15 protein-coding genes are annotated in these 17,665 nt (G+C 66.6%); 4 read left to right on the forward strand and 11 right to left on the reverse strand.

All coding sequences use genetic code 11. The features are described from left to right. The first annotated feature begins 97 nt into the window (after positions 1-97). Both ABL308_03070 and ABL308_03075 read left to right on the forward strand, forming a co-directional pair. Positions 98-619 (forward strand): hypothetical protein, encoded by a 522-nt coding sequence (locus ABL308_03070; GenBank protein ID XBQ16864.1) that lies wholly within the window; start codon positions 98-100, stop codon positions 617-619. Between the two features lie 93 nt (positions 620-712). After that, positions 713-2,563 carry a hypothetical protein gene (locus ABL308_03075; protein XBQ16865.1) on the forward strand — a complete coding sequence of 617 codons (1,851 nt, stop codon included), beginning with the start codon at positions 713-715 and terminating at the stop codon, positions 2,561-2,563. Here ABL308_03075 and ABL308_03080 read toward each other — a convergent pair. From ABL308_03080 to ABL308_03100, 5 genes are all read right to left on the reverse strand, one after another. Next, positions 2,560-3,549, reverse strand: a complete 990-nt coding sequence (locus tag ABL308_03080; protein ID XBQ16866.1) for a glycosyltransferase family 2 protein — start codon at positions 3,547-3,549, stop codon at positions 2,560-2,562. The genes ABL308_03075 and ABL308_03080 overlap by 4 nt on opposite strands. Before the next feature lie 112 nt (positions 3,550-3,661). Then, on the reverse strand, positions 3,662-4,306 hold the full coding sequence (locus ABL308_03085) for an acyltransferase (GenBank protein XBQ17707.1): 645 nt from the start codon (positions 4,304-4,306) through the stop codon (positions 3,662-3,664). Between the two features lie 151 nt (positions 4,307-4,457). Continuing rightward, on the reverse strand, positions 4,458-5,453 hold the full coding sequence (locus ABL308_03090; protein ID XBQ16867.1) for a UDP-3-O-(3-hydroxymyristoyl)glucosamine N-acyltransferase: 996 nt from the start codon (positions 5,451-5,453) through the stop codon (positions 4,458-4,460). 56 nt (positions 5,454-5,509) lie between these two features. Continuing rightward, positions 5,510-6,529: a UDP-N-acetylglucosamine 2-epimerase gene (locus ABL308_03095; protein ID XBQ16868.1), complete on the reverse strand. Its 1,020-nt coding sequence runs from the start codon at positions 6,527-6,529 to the stop codon at positions 5,510-5,512. Next, positions 6,526-8,586, reverse strand: a complete 2,061-nt coding sequence (locus tag ABL308_03100) for a glycosyltransferase (GenBank protein ID XBQ16869.1) — start codon at positions 8,584-8,586, stop codon at positions 6,526-6,528. Before ABL308_03100 ends, ABL308_03095 begins: the two co-directional genes overlap by 4 nt. Positions 8,587-8,879: 293 nt before the next feature. Between ABL308_03100 and ABL308_03105 the strand changes: the two genes are divergently transcribed. Next, positions 8,880-9,602: a hypothetical protein gene (locus ABL308_03105; GenBank protein ID XBQ16870.1), complete on the forward strand. Its 723-nt coding sequence runs from the start codon at positions 8,880-8,882 to the stop codon at positions 9,600-9,602. Positions 9,603-9,606: 4 nt separating this feature from the next. On the opposite strand, the gene ABL308_03110 is transcribed toward ABL308_03105, so the two are convergent. From ABL308_03110 to ABL308_03135, 6 genes are all read right to left on the reverse strand, one after another. After that, entirely contained in the window at positions 9,607-10,731 is a 1,125-nt protein-coding gene (locus tag ABL308_03110; protein XBQ16871.1) for a glycosyltransferase, read from the reverse strand. Between the two features lie 89 nt (positions 10,732-10,820). Then, positions 10,821-11,099, reverse strand: coding sequence for a hypothetical protein (locus ABL308_03115; GenBank protein ID XBQ16872.1), 279 nt, complete (start codon positions 11,097-11,099; stop codon positions 10,821-10,823). 119 nt (positions 11,100-11,218) lie between these two features. Next, a complete protein-coding gene (locus ABL308_03120) occupies positions 11,219-12,838 on the reverse strand; it encodes a UDP-N-acetyl glucosamine 2-epimerase (protein XBQ16873.1) in 1,620 nt (539 codons plus the stop codon). Between the two features lie 25 nt (positions 12,839-12,863). Continuing rightward, entirely contained in the window at positions 12,864-13,730 is an 867-nt protein-coding gene (locus ABL308_03125) for a pentapeptide repeat-containing protein (protein ID XBQ16874.1), read from the reverse strand. Further along, complete coding sequence (locus ABL308_03130; GenBank protein XBQ16875.1) at positions 13,727-15,442, reverse strand: glycosyltransferase family 4 protein; 1,716 nt, start codon at positions 15,440-15,442, stop codon at positions 13,727-13,729. The genes ABL308_03125 and ABL308_03130 overlap by 4 nt, the downstream gene beginning before the upstream one ends. A gap of 28 nt (positions 15,443-15,470) precedes the next feature. Next, positions 15,471-16,457, reverse strand: coding sequence for a DapH/DapD/GlmU-related protein (locus tag ABL308_03135; GenBank protein XBQ16876.1), 987 nt, complete (start codon positions 16,455-16,457; stop codon positions 15,471-15,473). A gap of 201 nt (positions 16,458-16,658) precedes the next feature. On the opposite strand from ABL308_03135, the gene ABL308_03140 reads away from it, so the two are divergent. Beyond that, positions 16,659-17,612: a Gfo/Idh/MocA family oxidoreductase gene (locus ABL308_03140; GenBank protein ID XBQ16877.1), complete on the forward strand. Its 954-nt coding sequence runs from the start codon at positions 16,659-16,661 to the stop codon at positions 17,610-17,612. Positions 17,613-17,665 lie beyond the last annotated feature (53 nt).

The raw sequence follows: 17,665 nt of genomic DNA on the forward strand, positions 1-17,665 counted from the left end.
GGAACTGACACCGCGGCGCGGCTTTGTTACCGTGGTTCTCGCGGGCTTCAGATCACCTGAAGATGACGGAGGGAACTCTGACGTCGTGAGGTGACGCATGACCACGCTCCAGATCCCCGCCGGCGCCCGGCCCTCTCCTGTTCCGTCGATCCAGCCCGACAGGCTCGCCCCGCTCATCGGCGGGGTGTGGCACGCCGCCGGAAAGTCTCAGTTCGAGGCCGCGACCGTCTGGGGCGCGCTTTACGCCGACCCGGCCCGCAACGGACGCGATCCGTCCGCGCCGGCCACCCTGTTCGATCTGCTCGGCGGCCTGCGTGTCTTCGATCTTCGCGATGTCGGCGCGGTCGCCACCAGCGTGTCGGATTTCACAGAGACCCTGCGCGCCGAGGCCGCCCATCTGTTCGACGCTCCGGGCGCGGTCTGGATTCGTATCCGCGAGGACGCGCTCTCGAGCCTGGGCTACCGTTCGCCGGGAGATCTCGCACGCTTCCGGGCCGAGCCGGGAAGCGCTCCACAATGGGCTAAGCTCATCGAAGGCGGCGTGTTCCGCGACGTGCCCCACCCCTACTGGGCGGAAATCTGGATCGCCGAGTGCGGACGCTTCGACCGCCTGCGCTGACGCGTCGCGAAACTTCGACCGCCAGCGGGCGTTGCTGATCGACCGCTGCGGCCGTCGCCGCGCACGCTTCATCGACAAGGGCCGGCTGACTCCATGATTTTGACAGTTCTGATCGGCGCCGCGCTCTCCGCAGCGGCGCCGGGGAATGAAGACTGCGCCCGGCCCGACCAGGCGCCGTTCACGCTTTGCCCGGCGATCGAGACCCTGCACACCGTGAACCGCGCGCGGTATGAAACCCGCCCCGCCGCAGACGGACGGGTGCACCTGTTCGTGGACGGTGAACGCCGGCCAGTGGACGGGTCCAGCTTTTTCGACCTGACCGAGACGCCGGACGGCGATCTGCTCTGGGCGCGCTCGGACGCGTCGCTGGCGCAAAGCCGGCTGACGACCGCCTACGGGCCGGTCACCGGACCTGACAGCCTCGACCGCTCTCCGGTCTTCGACGATCGCGGCGCGCTGTGGTTCGTCCGGCAATCGAACCGGCCGCGGCGGGACCGGATCTGCCGGCTGCCGTCGCTGGACGGCGACAGCCCGGTTTGCGCGGAGACCGGGCATTATATCGGCGCTCTGACCCCGCGCGCGGGAGGCGGCGTTCTGGCCGCCGGGACTGAGATCGGCGCGGACGTCAATGCGGTTCTGTCGGTGACCGCCGGCGCGGACGGTGCAAGGGTCAGAACCCTCCATGCCGACGAGGCGCTGCTTCTAAGCCATGACGGCGCCATCTACCGGGTCACCGGCGATGAAAGCCTTGAAGCTGCGTTATTGGCGTACTGGTCGCAGGCGCTCGGTGCGCCTGCGGCCCGCGCCGCGCTCGGCGGCAACGGTTATGGCCGCCTGTCCTGGAGCCTCGCCTATCAGCTCCACAGCCTGTCCGAACTGGCCGCGCTCTATGATGACGCGGCGGTCGCGGCGTACGTCCGCAGCCTCAGGACGGCGACCATGCAACATGCCGTGGACGGACGGTTCCCGTCCTGGCGCTATTCGGTCCGGCCGGACATCCTCACCACGCATGCGGTCCATGACGGGGTGATCTACGACGCGCTGCTGACCAGTTGCGAGCGCGTGCCGGGCGAGGATTGCGCGGCGATCGTCCAGCAGGCCCGGCAGGCCTATGAAGCGATCGAGGCGCAATGGGACGGAGAGGCGTATCGCTGGCCCTGCTCTGCGGACTATCGCTGGCCGGGCGACCGGCTGCCCTGGAACCAGCAGAACGCCATCGGCTTGCTGCTGGCCCATCTGGTCGAAGCCGACGGGCGCGAGGCCGATCGGACCCGCCTGACGGCGCTGCATCAAGGTTTCGAGGACGCGACTTACGAGCAGGACGGGGTACGGATCTGGGCCTACTGGCCGGAGACCTACTACCGCGGCCAGGAGGAGCGGAGCTGCGAAGTCGCAAAGCCCGCCGAGGCGCGGCCCGAAATCGAAGCGATCAAGGCGGAGGATTTCGGCCATGCCGCGCTGAGCGTGCGGTTCGACGCGCGTGCGACGGCGCTTCTGGACCGGCAAGAAGCGCTCGACCCCGGGGCGATCGCCGATCTCATCGCCGCGCGCGAGAACGCGGTCGCCTTCCGCATCGACGGCTCTCAGCCCTGGGAGGCGTCCCCCGATCAGCGGCTCTATGGCGGCTGGCTCGATGAGGACGGCTTGGCGGAGAACGCCTATCGACGCTGGATCCCGCCCGGCGCGCATCCGCTCAATCGCGTGCATTTTCTGGCCGGATATGTCGCGGCCGCTCCGGGTCCTGATGATCTCGCCGGAACAATCGCCGTCGAGCGGCTCGTGCAAGCGGACGGCGAGATCGGCTGGGAACCGGTGTTCAGCCTCGGTGCGGTCGACGGCGGGATCGTCCTTGATGCGGACGAAGCCGCCGAGACCCTGCCGGCCGCCGAGGCCCTGCGGGCGGCGGTGATCGCGATGTATCGCGGGAAGGCCGCCGAGCTTTAGCGCCGGCGCGCAGGCCTGACGTCCGGCGCCCGCGTGATCAGCTTCAGGGGACTCCAGGTCAGCGCGCGCGCAATCTGCAGGGCCGAGGCCGTCCTTGAAGCCTGGATTTCCGATCGGGTACGCATGATGTCCGGCCAGCCGGCCAGCGCGTCGCGCATGGCCCGGCCGTATAGACCGAACTGGCCGAACCGCGCCGCGGACAGCCAGAGCGCCAGATTGGCCGTCGCGTGAAGCGGCGCGAGCAGCGGCAAGAGCGGCGCGGGCGTGTTTTTCAGGAAGGTCCAGAGCCGGTTGCGCGCGCCGTGATAGCCGGCGAATTCCGAGCGCCGGCCCGAACTCGCATAGCCCAGATGGCTGACGACCGCGTCGCGCACCTGGATGCAGCGCTCACCGCGCAGACGCGCCCGGTAAGCGAGATCGACGTCCTCCACATAGCAGAAATACCGCTCGTCGAACCCGCCCAGCGCCTCGAACAGATCGCGCCTTATCATCATCGCCGCACCGCAGGGCGCGAACACTTCGCCCTCTTCCGGCGGCGTCATCGACCGTCCGTACCCGGCGCGATAGGGCAGCCCCGCAGCGTGATAGACGTCGCCGGCGCCGTCGAGCACGCCCGGCGCGCCGTCGGCGGCTTGCGTGCATCCGAACAGAGTCACATCGGGCCAGCGCCCCGTCGCGGCGAGCATCTGCTCGATCCAGTCGGGCTCGGGAAAGGCGTCGGGGTTGAGAAGCAGGAGCCACTCACCTTCAGCCCGCCGCGCGAGCAGGTTGTTTCCACCTGCGAAGCCGAGATTGGCCTCGCTGGTCACCAGCTCGGCGCCGTGAGGCAGCTGAGCGGGATCGGCGCGCTCGCCCTCGGGCGACCCGTTTTCCAGATAAAGGATTTCGCGCGGGCGCACCGTCTGCGCATCGAGCGCCGCGGCCTGGCGCGAGACGTGCGCCGCGCTGCGGAACAGCACGACGAGAATGGAGACGTCGGCGGTCACGGCGTGGTGCGGCGCGGGCGGGCGGAAGGCATGGTCGGGCTCACGGGTCCGGGGGACGGGCCCGCGATCATGTCATGCGCCGGGACCGGGAGCGAGCCCGGGCGGCGCCGTGTCAGAGGCTCGGCGTGTCCTGTTCGACAGGTTCGACGATGTCGAGCACGCCGTCGCGCTCGGCGTAGCGCTCGCCGGTGCGCGGGCAGACCAGGTCCTCGCCGAGCACCTCGCCCGCACGGCTGACCCAGCCGACCTGCCGGGCGGGCACGCCGGCCATCAAGGCGAAGGCGGGGACGTCCTTGGTCACAACCGCGCCGGCGGCGATGAAGCAATACCGGCCGAGCTCGGTGCGCCCGTTCGGCCCGCCGCAGACGATCGTCGCGTTCGCACCGATCGTGGCGCCTTTGCGCACGATGGTTTCGCCGAACTCGGTCTTGCGTTCGACGAAGCCGCGCGGGGTGAGCACGTTCGTGAACACGCAGGACGGCCCACAGAACACCCCGTCTTCGAGCGTCACGCCCTTATAAAGCGAGACATTGTTCTGAACCTTCACCCGATCGCCGATCACCACGTCGGGCCCGGCCATGACGTTCTGGCCGAGCGAGCAGGCCCGGCCGATCCGCGTTCGCGGCAGCACGTGAGTGTAGTGCCAGATCTTCGTGCCTTCACCGATATCCGCGCCCTCGTCGATGACCGCGGTCTCGTGCGCCCAGCCGCGATTGCGCGAGGCGTTTCGCCCGCCCTGATCGGAATTGGATTTCATCGTGCGAAGCGCTGAAGCCGACATGAACCAGTTTCCCTGAATAAATTCAGTCAGGCAGCACGAATCCGCCCCGACCTGCACGGGAAACCAGACAGCGCCGCACCGGTTCCGCCTCGCATGAAAAATTTGCGATAAATCTCAGGCGCGGGCCTCACCCGTCGCCCTCCTTTTCCGGACCGGCGTCGTCGTGGTCGCGCAGAAGCCGCCTCATCGCCGCGAACTCGGCCTTGAAGGCGCCGAGCTCGCGGGCCGGGATCCCGGCCAGTGTCATGTCCGATCCGAAATTCTTCGTCACATAGGTCATCATGCCGACAAACACCCGGTCGCCGACATGCGAGCCGTTGCGCACCGAGCTGTAGGGGCCGAGCCAGCATTCACGTCCGATGCTCGAGCTGCCGCCCATGTGCGATTGCGAGCACAGCAAGGTCTCCTCGCCGACATCGGAGTTGTGGCCGACCTGGACCATGTTGTCGACGCGAGCGCCCTTCCTGACGATGGTGTCCTGCAGGGCGCCGCGGTCCACGCAGGTGGACGAGCCGATCTCCACATCGTCTTCGAGGATCACCCCGCCCAGATGGGGAAACTTCAGCAGCGTGCCGTCCGGCATGCGGTCATACCCGAACCCGTCCTGGCCGATGCTGGCGCCGGAATGGACCACCACCCGCGCGCCGATGCGTGTGCGCGGATAGATATGCACTCCGGCGTGAATGACGCTGTCCGGCCCGATCTCGACATCGCCGTCCACGACCACGTAGGGACCGATGAAAGCGGACGGATCGATCTTCGCGCCGGGATCGATGATCGCAGTCGGGTGCACGCCGGGTTCAGGCCTGGGTTCGGAAAAGAAGGCGTTCAGCACCTGGACGAATCTGAGCCGCGGGTTGTCGGCGCCGATCACGGTCAGATGGTCCGGCGCAGCTGTCGTATCGAGATCCTCCGGCCCGATCAGCAGGCCCGCCTTCGTGCCCGATATCGCCTTGGCGGGATCCCGGCCGCGCTTGGGCTGAAAGAAGGTCAGCTCACCCGGTCCGGCCTGATCGAGCCGCGCCGGGGCAGTGATCGTCGCGCCCGCCTCGCCGTGCAGCAAGCGTGCGCTTTCGCCCAGCAGCTCGAGAATATCAGCAGCGGTGACTTCGGTTCGGGACATTGCGTCCTCCTGCCCTTGCTCGGCTCTTGCGCCCCGCTTGACTTCACCAGGCGGCTTCAAGCCAGAATTTCGTCCACCATGCGGGCCGCGGCCCGGCCGTCGCCGAACGCGTCGATCGTCTGGCGGTCCTTGAAGTCCTCGCCGCGCCAGAGCCGGACCCAGCCGCCGTCGAGCAGCTCGGGATAGGGCGTGTCGTCGAGGATCAGCGTGGCCCGGACGCCGTGAAAGAAGGCCTCTTTCTGAACCCCGCCCGAGTCGGTGAAGACATGACGGGCGCGTTCGAGCAGCCATTGCGTCTCGAGATAGCCGATCGGCGCGATCGGACGGATCTTGCCGATCCGCGCGCGCTCGGGATCGAGAACGCTGCGCGTGCGGGGATGGACCGGAAATATGATCTCGTCAGCGCCCGAGGTGTCGTTCACGTACTCGAAGATGTCCGAGAGAACGTCCGCAGACACGGTGTTTTCGGCGCGGTGAAGGGTCATGAAGTCTATCGAGCCGGAGGTCTCGTCGAGGCCTTCTGGCCGCACCGCCAGACCGCCCTCGCGGACCAGGCGCACGCAATCGAAATTGATGTCGCCGGTCCAGATCGAGCGCGCTTCGAGGCCCTCCTCGCGCGCGCAGTCGAAGGCGTAATCGGTCGGGCAGAACAGCTTTTCGGACAGATGGTCGACCGCGACGCGATTGAGTTCCTCGGGATTGCGGTTCTGCGACCGCACGCCGGCTTCGACATGATAGATCGGCAATCCCGCCCGCGCGGCGGCCAGCGCGCCGGCCAGGGTGGAGGCGGTGTCGCCGATCACCACGCATTTCGTCCAGGGTTCGCTTTGAACGATCGGGGCGAGCTTGCCGGCCATGGTCCCGATCATGTGCGCGATCGGAAGCGAGTGAACCTCCAGGCGGTGTTTCGGCGGAGTGAGGCCCAGCTGATCGAAAAACACCGCGGACATGTTCGGATCGAAATGCTGTCCGGTGTCGGCCACCGCGTAATCCACGCCGCGCCGGCGCAGCTCGGCTTCCAGGGCCCACCATTTCACGTATTGCGGGCGGGTGCCGATGATCGTCAGAATTTTCATCGGGCGTCTCCGTTCACCAGCGCGCGGATCGTCTTGGCGTAGGCGTGCCAGCCGTCCTTCTCGATGAAGGGCGCGCAGTGGCGCGCTTTCTCCGCGATCTCCTCATCTGTGAGTTCGTTGACGAAATAGGCGATCTGCTTGGGCGTCGGGTCGGGCGGCAGGACCCAGCCGAAGCCGTGTTTCTGGACTTTCTCCAGCATGGTCGGCGAGCCGTTGACCAGAACCGGAACGCCCGCGTTCGGGAACTCCCACAGCTTGTTGGGCGCCGCGACCCAGCCGTTGAGCGTCTCGGCGCGGTACGGGATGATCCCGACCGTCGCGCCGGAGGTCCACAGCGGCAGATCCTTCATCGGCGCAGACTTGATGACCGCGGTGCGGTCGAAGCCCCGCTCGAGCTTGGCGAGTTGGTCCTGCAGATCGGCCTCGATCGCTGCGGCGCGGGCGGACTGATAGGCGTCCTCGAGGAACTGGTTGGACACCTCGTCGTACAGGCGGATCGCGGAGAGCAGATTGAACAGAGCGCCGGCCGCGCTGTCGCGGTCGAACGTGCTGAAATCGACGCCCCGCTCGGCGGGCTCCCGCGTCTGGGCGGATGAAGCGTCCGCGTTCAGCACGGCCACCGAACCCGGCGCCGCGCGGTGCGGCTCGGGACCCTCCCGGCGCGCCCGCTCGCGCTCGGCGGCCTGGAAATCGCCGCGCAACGCCGCGTCGAGATTGAGCATCGTGACGGCCCGGTCGACCAGAACGCTGTGGTCGAGATCGGCCATGCTGCGCAGCTCTGTGATGTATTCCTTGGCGATCTGGTCGTACTTCTCGCCCAGTTCGAGATTGACCGCGCGCAACAGCTTGCGGCGCTTCTTGCCCAGCCATTCCGATTTCACTTCAGCGACCCGCGCGTGGAAGTCGTCCTCGCCTGCGCCGTGGCCCATGAGCACCGAGGACCACTCGTCGTCGAGATCGAGCGCGCAATCGATGACGTTCTCGATATGCCGGTTGATCGAGTAACCGCCCTGGTAGAGCAGGATCTTTCGGTCACGCGGCAGCCCGGCCGCGTCGTGCAGCCTGCCGTCATACTCGACCGGCCCGTACTTTTCGGTCGCATTGGCGACCACGTGGATACCCGTCGGGCGGTCATACTCTTCGGCGTAGTAGTCTTTCATCTTCTCGCTGACCACGGTCGCGCCGTCGATCTCCGCGAAGGCCTTGCTGTGAATCGAGCGGTAGAAGCGCATCGTGCGCACCGAGCCCTGGGTGAGCTCGTCGTAGATCTCGTGCGCGTCGTAGATCACGCGGGCCCCGGTCTTCTTCTTGTATTTGAGCGCGGCCGGCAGGGTGAGCACTTCCTGGGCCACGATCACCTCGGGCTGGATCTCGTCCAGCGCCTCGAGCCAGGACTGCGTACGCACCTTTGCGGTGACCTTGTGAGCGTCGAAATCGAAGAAGGACTGGATGAACTCGCGCGGCCCGGAGGCGGCGATCGGCGCGAGATAGCCGCGCAGCGTGTCCATGAAGACGCCGCCGCCGCCGGGCCCCTCGATCTCCGAAAGCCGCTCCACCCGCGAGGAGAAGCCCTGGATCAGGCGGCGGGCGTAAACGAACGGCCAGGCGAGAAGCTTGAACGGCGCGAGCAAGGCGCGTCCCAGGGCACGCCGCACCGGGCGAAACGCCAGCGCGACGACCAGTGCGAGAATGACCGCAAGCACGAGCGCCGGGGCGATCAGGTCGCCCACAGTGGGATCGACGAGCAAGCCGGTGAGCGATCTTGCGGCGTCGCCGAGCCAGACGAGGAAGGGCTCGACGAACTCCCAGAGCACCCCGATGATCGCCGCCGCCGCGACCAGCAGCAGGGCGGCCACGCCCAGCATGATCAGTGTCGGGATGATCGCGCTCAGGATGCCGGCCACCGCGAGCTGGAGCTGGGCGCGCTGGTACCATTTCGCGCGGTAAGCCGTGGTGCCGTTTTCGAGGATCAAGGCGTGGCTCGGATGGCTCTTCTCCCAGAGCCCCAGAATGCAGACGTCCTCACCCGCATCGGCGAGCGTGCGCGCCCACTTCATCACTCTGGGGTCGCGCGTCCCGCAATTGGGAACCATGATCGCGATCCTGTGACGCCTGAAATAACCCATTAATCGTGCTCGCCCCTGTCCCTGTTACGGCCCGCACACCCCGGCGCGCCGCCTGTCTGACACACGCCGAAGCGAGCCCGCGTGACGACGGACCCCGGCGCTTTTTCAAAATGTGGACGTATGGAACGCTTCGCCGCTCCGGTCGGTTCAACCGCGCGTAAGGAAATTTGCAGCGGCTGGCCGGGGGCGCCGGTCCGCGGCGGAACACGGGGGCGCATGACGCGATGAACGATGAGTTCGACACCGGCGGATATCGCCGCCTTCTAGACCGGCTCGACGGGCAGGGCTACCGCTTCGACCGCTTTGAGGACAGGCCCGAGCCCGAAGGGGTCGTCTATCTTCGCCACGACGTGGATTTCGACCTCGACCTGGCGGTCAGGATCGGCGCGATCGAAAGCGACGCCGGGCTGAGGTCGACCTTTTTCATTCTCGTCAGCGGGCCGTTCTATAACTGCATGGAGAACCGGTCGCGCAGCGCCGTGCGTGAACTCGTTTCACAGGGCCACGAAGTCGGGCTGCATTTCGACGTGACCGCGAGCCATGTCGGCGCTGACTACGACGCCGCAGCGGCCAGGGAGGCGGCGATCTTGTCGGACGCGGCGGCTGCGCCCTGCCGCGTCGTCAGCTTCCACAGACCCGCGCAGGACCTGCTCGGCGGTCCCGACCGGATCGGCGGGCTGATCTCGACCTATGGCAAATCATGGTTCAAGGCGATCGCCTACTGCTCGGACAGCCGGGGCCTTTGGCGCTTCGGGCGGCCCGAAGAGCAGAAGGCCTATAAAACACGCCGGTCGATGCAGCTGCTCACCCATCCGATCTGGTGGGCTTTCGACACGGCCGAAAGTCCCGAAGACCGGTTGCGCCGCCTGACCGAGATCAAACACGCCCGGCTTCTCGACGACATCGCGGACAACTCGACGGTCAAGCCCTCGCGCTCTGCGGCCTGACGGATCACCTGGCGGAGCCGGCCAGCGCTACGATCAGATCAGCCAGCTGGCCGACCCTGTCGGACCGGGCGGCCTCCACGTCTTCGAGGCGAGGGTGAACGGCGGGAAGACCGGTTTCTCCGATTGAAACATCACGCGCGCGGGTCAGAACCGGATCGGCGCGCCACGGCCCTTCCCCCAGCAGAATGATCGGCTTGTCCGCCGCGGCGTACTCGGTCAGCTTGCCGCCCGGAAACCGTGCGTGCGGCGCATTGAACAGGACGAGCGCGTCGGCGGCGCGCTGAACGACGGCGAGCTTGTCCAGATCCAGGGGGCCGTGGGCGACCAGATTGGGAGTGTCGGACGCAAGCGCAGCCTCCGCTTCGGACAGCGGTCCGAAATGATGCACGCTCAGGCGTGGCTCCGTCGCGAAAAGAGGCGCGAGCGCGGCCAGGAAGTCCGTCAGACGCCGTGTCCCCGAGCCGAGCTCGAACCCTCCGGCGTAGACCGCGTTGAGCCGTCCCTCCTCAAACCGCCAGACGAAGTCGGGATCGGGCGCGGCCGGCGCCTGGCCGATCACCCGCACTTGCGCGCCCCGAAGCGCCAGTTCGACATCCTCGGCGATATACGGGTGCACCGCGGTGACCGCCGCAGCCCGTCTCACGACCCGCCGCAACAAGGCCCGCTCGACGAGGCGGCGCGGAAAGCGCCGGCGCGCCGGGCGGTGCATCGAGCGCAGCCACGGATCGCGAAGATCGACGAGATGGGGCACGGCCCTGCGCGCGGCGAGCCTGCTCGCGACGACGTGAAGGGACTCCGGCGGGCTCGTCGTGATCACCAGATCGGCGGCGTCGATCGCATCCGCCAGCCTGGGGCCGTGGCGAAGCACCCAGGCGAGTTCGGGATCGGGCCAGACCAGCCCGTCGCGCAGCCGGTTGAGTAGTCTGTACACGGATCCGCTAGATCCGGCCTGCCCGCGGCCCACACCGATCGGCAGCGGCGTCCAGGCGTGCGGGCCGGCGGGCTCGACCGGCGAGGCGATGGTGATCTCCGCCCCGGCCCGCTCGGCCGCAGCGATCCACTGAAGGGTGCGGCGGGTCGCGCCGGACGCCTCTGGCGGCGCATGACGTGCGATGAGCAGGACCCGCATGACGGTTTCGCTTCCAGCATCCAGAAATGGACGCTCAAGCTACAGTCAGACGGGGTCCGCACAAACTCGCCGTATCACATCCGCCGGCGCTAGAGCCCGAGAGAGGCGCCGAGCGTATAGATCGGCGGCATCCCGGTGACCATCCAGACCACGCCGAGGACGAACAGGATCCCGGTCGCGATCAGCGAGATTATGCGCAGCGCACCGATCAGGCCGGCGATCAGGACCATCACGGAAATCAGTATCGCCGGCGCTCCGGGCAGGCCGAGCGCGACGCATGAGATCAGGGCGATGACGCCCGATCCCGCCGCGCGTACGGCGTACCGGAAGGCCGGCGGCAGCACCGGTTGTGTAGATTTTGCAGCCATAGACCAGCTCCCCCCATGAAGCGGAGACTGGTTTTAGGCGCATAACCGGGTTGGTCAAGGGGTAGTAAACTTAAAAGTTCGCTCAGAATATGATCTATAACACCGAAACAATGTTCTGATCAGTCGCCGAACAGACGACTATCTGCAACTTTCCGGTGCGCGCGCGCCGTTTCTCTTTCCAGCGCTTCCAGCCGGCCCATGCCGAACGGCGCGATGCGGGCGGCCTCGATATACCGGGCGCCGCCGGCGAGGATCGAGGCGTCGAGCTCCGTCCAGCGCCGTCCGGCGCCTTCCCGGCCTTCAACGGCGGCGACCTTCAGGCCGAGCGCGTCGAGAAAAGCGGTCAGCGCGGCGACGCGGTCGGGTTCGCACATCACGCGCGCACGGCCGGCCGAGGCTTCGACCAGAGCGGTGAAGTCAGGCGACGCCGGGTTGAGAGTCTGGTCCCCGACGCAAAGCACCGGCTCCAGAGCCTGGTTGCGGCCGACCAGCGCCGCAAGCTCGCCTGCTTCACCATCAGGCAAGGCGCGGATCAGCAGAACGGTCGGTTCGGAGACGGCCGCGACCGTATCGATCCGCCACGGGCGGGTGGAGTCCGCAGGCGCGACGGCGTCGAACGGCCCCGCCACGTGCCAGGGGGTGCGCGACACGTCGTAGTGATAGTCTTTCAGGGCTTCGACGATCTTTTCCCCGGACCGGCCGTCGCCGAAGGCCTCGAGCGAGCGTTCGCCCAGCGTCTCGAACTCGGCGAGCGCCTCGGGGAAGGTGTCGAACCGGTCGGGGATCACCTTCGCCCAGCCTTGCTCGACGATCTCGCGCCAGCCCGAGTTCGGCAGCGGCACGATCACGGGCACGCCTGCGAAGAAGGATTCTTTCGACAGGCCGCCCGAGTCCGTGATCGTCGCGCGGGCGTTGTGCGCGAGATAAAGGACGTCGAAATAGCCCACCGGATCAAAAAGCCGGAGCGATCCGCCCGGCCGCCAGCCGATGCGCTGGAGGACGGCCTTGGTGCGCGGATGGGCGGGAAGCACGACGGGCAGGTCGAGACTGTCGAGCGCGGTCATCAGCCGAACGAGCCGGTCGGGGTCGTCGGTGTTTTCCGCCCGGTGGATCGTGGCCAGGTAGAATTCCTTGGACTTCACATTGAAGTCGCCGAGATCGACCTTGCGCTTGGCTTCGAGTTCGCCGGCGGCCTTCATGAAGAGGTCGAGCATCGTATCGCCGACGAACCCGACCCTGTCAGGGTGGAACCCTTCAAGAGCCAGATAGCGCTCGGCCTTCCGTGTGCTGACGAGCGCCAGGCTGCACAGATGATCAGCGATGATCCGGTTGATCTCCTCAGGCGCCTGCCGGCGCCGGAAATTGCGTTCACCTGCTTCAATGTGGATGAAGGGAAGGTCGCAATGACCGGCCGTCATCGCGGCGGCTGCGGTCGAATTGGTGTCGCCGTAGGCGAGGATGGCGTCGGGCCGCTCGGCCTCCACCAGCTCGCGCAGCAGCGGCAGCATCTTGCCGATCGAATCGAGCAGCGGGCCCGAACCCAGCCCGAGATGGTGATCGGGCTTGCGCATGCCGAGGTCGCGAAAGATGTCATCGCTCAGCGCGGCGTCGTAATGCTGCCCGGTGTGAACCGTGACTTCGCGCAGATCGCCGCCGCCGAACCGGTCGATCGCCGAGGAGACGACCCCGGCCTTGATGAACTGAGGCCGGTTACCGAACACAGTGAGAATTTTACGCATCTATCCCGCCCCCAAGACGAGCCGGCTAGCGGATATTGTCCGGCAGCCTCGTGTCGTCGCCGACGATCGCGGTCTCCAGCTGGCTCGCCTTCAGATTCCGGGCCGCTCGCAGATCGGCCCCCCGCAGATCGGTGTTGTAAAAATGCGCGCCGGCCACGTCGCTGCCGCTGATCCGCACCCCGAGAAGGCTGCTATAGGCGAAATCGGTCTTGCCGAGCTTGCACCCCTCGAAGGTGGTGCCTCCCAGGTCGCACGCCGCGAACAACGCCTTGGAAAGATCGACGTCGGCGAACTCGCACTCGAGAAATTCGCTGTCCTTGAAGCGGGCTTCGGACGCCGAACCCTTGTCGAAGGTCACCCGCTCCATACGGGCGCGCTTGCCGATGACACGGTCGAGCGACACGCCTCTGAGAAGGCTGTCCTCGAAGCGTGCATGGGAGATGTCAGCATCGCTCATCACGCCGCTGACCAGACGCATGTCTGAGAACACGGAACGGCGCAGATCGGCGAAATCGAGCCGGAAGTCCGACAGGGACAGCGCCTCGAAGCGCAGATTGCTGAGCGGAAGAGCGGCCACACGGCTCGGGAAAAGGCCCAGCAGGTTGATGACGGTGAGCACTTCGAGCGTGCGCTCGTGTCCGGACTCGCCGTTCGTCAATCGCGCCAGACACCCCGCCAGCAGCGGCACGTAGAACGACGCGTTCTCCTTGAGCGCCTTTTCGTCGTTCTGGAGCCGGCTGAGCGTTTTGTGCAGCCAGGTGTAGCCCTTGTAACGCTCGTTCGCGTCTTCGCTGAGAATGGCCCGGACGGCGTCCTCCGAGCGCGCCGCGTCGCGCTCGATGATCGTCATCAGCTCGCGAAGATCGACTGTCGCCTCGCCCTTCATGCTCATCGGACCGGTTCCTTATCGAGGCTCGCCGGCGCTGCCGGGCGCGAGGCGGCGGCCGACGCAGCCCGCTTCGGCAGCTCCCAGTTTTCGTAGAAGTCGACGAGCATGTCCGCGTAGACGCTCCAGTTGTCCTTCGCGATGAACTCCAGGCATTTGGCTTTCGCCTCTGCGAGATCGTCGTCGGAAATCTTGTTCACCGACTCCGCGATCGAGAGCGGCGTATAGCTTTTCGCGAGCTTGAAGCCGCATTCGTAGGTGTCCACGACTGCAGACAGCTCGGGGAAGGGCTGGACCAGAAGCGGCACGCCGGCGGCCGGGTATTCCCAGAGCTTGTTCGGCGTGCAGTACCAGTGGTTCAGGCTCACGTCTTCGTAGGGGATGATCCCCAGCGCCCCGCCCGCGGTCCATTCCAGAAGAACCTCACGGTCCACCGGCGGAAGGAAGACGACCGGCGCGACGCGGCCGCGGGCGGACCGCTTGAGCTCGCTGTAAAGCGCGACGAGTTCAGGCTTCAGCGGCCCGTCGCCCATGAACACGATCGCCCAGCCCGGCTTGAGAAGGGCGGCGGACTGGACGAGCCGGACAAGTCCGCGATTGGGGTTCAGCCCGCCCTGGAAAAGCAGGATGCGCGTGTCGTGACTGAGACCCGCGGCGTCATGGAGGCGGCCGTCATAGACAGGGGCTTTTTCCGGCGCGTCCACGGCGTTCTTGATCACCATGGCGGGCGGCAGGCCGGGATAGGCGTACTTGTAGAACAGCGCAGCGCTCTGGTTCGTGGTGATGAAATGATCCACGTCGCTCGCATGCTTGCGCTGCAGATGGCCGAAATAGGCTTCGACCCCGCGATGTTCGGAATTCACCGAGTCGTAGATTTCGTGGGCTTCATAGACCAGCGGAATGCCGAGCCTGGTCTTTACCTCCACGCCTGCGGGCAGAGTGACGACGTCGTGAACGTGAATGACGTCCGGCTTCAGGCTGATGGCGAGCTCGGCCATCCGGTGCGAGCGGTGACGCCAGATCGCCAGCTGCGAGGGGCGTAGACCGAGCCACGCGGTCGGCTCGTAGTAGATGCCCGCCAGAACTTCCGGAACCCGTTCCAGGAAGGTCGGCTGGAACGGCGCGATCCCGTCCATGCGCTCGGTCTTGTCGAGCAGGGCGAGCATCTTCTTCTTGTAATAGTCTTCTTCCTCGCGCACGCCCGCGTCCGACCCGAAAGCGCGCTGGACCCGCTGATAAAAGCGCGCGAGCAGATATCCGGCGGCGCCGAGCGCCGCCAGAAGCACGACCGCTCCGGCGACGAAGCCGCCGATGACGACGAGCCGGTCGAGCGTGAGCAACGGGCCTGCCTCGGCATTGTTCGGGGGCGTCACCGAAACGTCGACGCGGTCACCCGCCCCGCGCGCGAACTCGAGGATGTCCGCGCCGAACAGCAGCGCCGTAAGCCCCAGCCCCGCAAGCGCGATGACGAGAACCACGACGGCGAGCGTCGTCCAGAATGTCCGCAGCTCTGTGAGATAGTCGCGGAAGGCGTCCGCGCGCCAGTAGGTGCGATGGAACCGGACGCCGGATTCATGCTCGATATAAGGGGCGTCCGTGCGCTCCTTGACGATCGCGACGACGTCGACCTCGTGGCCCGCCGCACACAGGCTCGCCGCTTCGCGAACGACGCGGGCGTCTTCCGCCCCGCCGTTTGTGACCATCATACAGATGCGCATCGGATATCCGCCCGTTCCTTGACCCGCGCTAGGCGTTTCGCATGACCGATTTGAAAAATCTCATGAATTTTTCGTGTGGGAGCGCGAAGTACCCGCTCACCGTCTCGCCGTCGGGCACGCTTCTAGTCACCGTCGATCCGATTGTCACGGCGCAATCGCGTCCAAGGGTTACCCCGTTGGAAATCGTGCAGTTCGGACCGAGATAGGCGTTGTCCCCGATGCGGACCCGGCCCGACACCTCCGAGCAGGCGGTCAGCCGCACGTTCTCGCCGATCTCGCAGTCATGGGCGACATGCACGAAATTATCGAACGTCGTGTTCGCCCCGATCCGGGTTTGCGCGAAGAACGCGCTGCTCACCACGGAGTCGTGCGATCCGAACTTCACCGAGTCGCCGACATCGACGTAGCCGACCGACGTCCACATGCGGTTCCGCCCGCTCACCGAAGCGACCTCGTAGGCGTCAGCGCCGAGCACGGTGCACGGTCCGACCTTGACGTCTCGGCCCAGGCGCACGCCGGGCCGGATCACAGCGCCTGAGCAGATCCAGGCGCCGGGCCCGATCTCGACATCGCGGTCGGCGATGATCGCGCCGGGCTCGATGACGGCGCCCTCAGCGATCACCCGCGCGCCGTTGCGGAAATAATCCGGCCGGGCCGCAAGCTGTTCATGAATGAGATAGGCCGCTAGCCCGGGCTGGTCGGCGACCGCAAGGCCGAGCGTCTCGGGAACCTCCGCGGCGATCTCCGCCGGCGCGATCACGCCGACCACGCCGGGATTGTCGAGCGCGCTCCAGACATGATCGAGCGTCCTGACAGGCGTCACGATCCCTTCGCCGCGCGTAACCGCCTTGCCGATCGTCTTGAAAACGACGTCGCGTTCGACCCGGGTGGTGAACGCGCCAAACTCCGACAGGCGGGCCTTGGCCTCCAGATTGAGGAAGCAGGGCGGCCGGTTCGCGCCATCGCCGCCGGCGAGCGGAACGCCGGACGGCCGCTTCAGGGAATCCTGGTCCACGAAATCGCCTCCGAAATCTGCGCGCCACGCGGATCGGTTTCCTCGCCGCCGCGCCGGATTACGTGGATTTCGGCGATCCGCTACGCAGATGCAAGCCGATTGTTCCATTTAAATTGCAGTAGAACAAGGACAGACGGGCCCGTTTACGCGGGTCCGGCCCGCCTCTATAAGCCCTGCTCGTTTAAAGCAGAGGGAACCGTCATGTCCGTCAAAGTCGCCGTGGTCGGTTGCGGCCACTGGGGTAAGAACCATGTGCGCAATTTCGCCGAACTCGGCGCGCTCGCGGCCGTCGTGGATCCCAATGCGGAATTGGCGGCGACATTCGCCGAGCAATATGGCGTCGAGGCGCTGAGCTATGACGCGGCGGTGGCGAACGCCAGCATCGACGCGGTGGTCATCGCCGCGCCGGCCGAGCTTCACTGCAAGCTGGCCGTCCAGGCCTTCGAAGCAGGCAAACACGTCTTCGTCGAAAAGCCGATCGCGCTGACGATGGAGGACGGCCGCGCCATGCGCGAGGCCGCCGACAAGGCCGGCAAGGTGCTGATGGTCGGCCATCTGCTGCAATACCACCCCGCCTTCGTCGCGCTGCGCGAGCTGGTGAGATCGGGCGGGCTCGGCACGCTGCGCTACGCCTATTCGCACCGCTGTTCGCTGGGCAAGTTCCGCACCGAGGAGAACGCGCTGTGGAGCTTCGCGCCGCACGACGTCTCCATGCTGCTCGCCCTGTTCGGCGCTGCGCCGGACAGCGTCAGCGGCACGGGCGGCGCGTTCGTGACCGAGGGCGTCGAGGACGAGTGCCGGCTGGACATGACCTTCCCCGGCGGCGGACGCGGCCACGTCTTCGCCAGCTGGCTTCATCCGTTCAAGGAGCACCGCCTGGTCGTCGTGGGTTCTGAAGCGATGGCCGTCTTCGAGGATTCCGAACCCGAGCCCGCGAAGAAGCTGCGTCTTTACCGCCACCAGATCGACACCTCCGGCCCGGTTCCGGTCCCGTCCAAGGCCGAAGCCGAACCGATCGCCTATGACACCGGCGCCGAGCCGCTTCGGTCCGAATGCGCGCATTTCCTCGGCGCGTGTGCGGGCGAGCACCCCGCGCTCACAGACGCGAACGAAGCGCTCGACGTGCTCGAGGTGCTTTTGAAGGGTGCGAACTAGGCGGCGCGAGACCGTCACAAAACTTGACTTGAAAATTCAATGTCCGGGCGCAT

Source organism: Oceanicaulis sp., from assembly GCA_040112665.1.
Taxonomy (GTDB): Bacteria; Pseudomonadota; Alphaproteobacteria; order Caulobacterales; family Maricaulaceae; genus Oceanicaulis.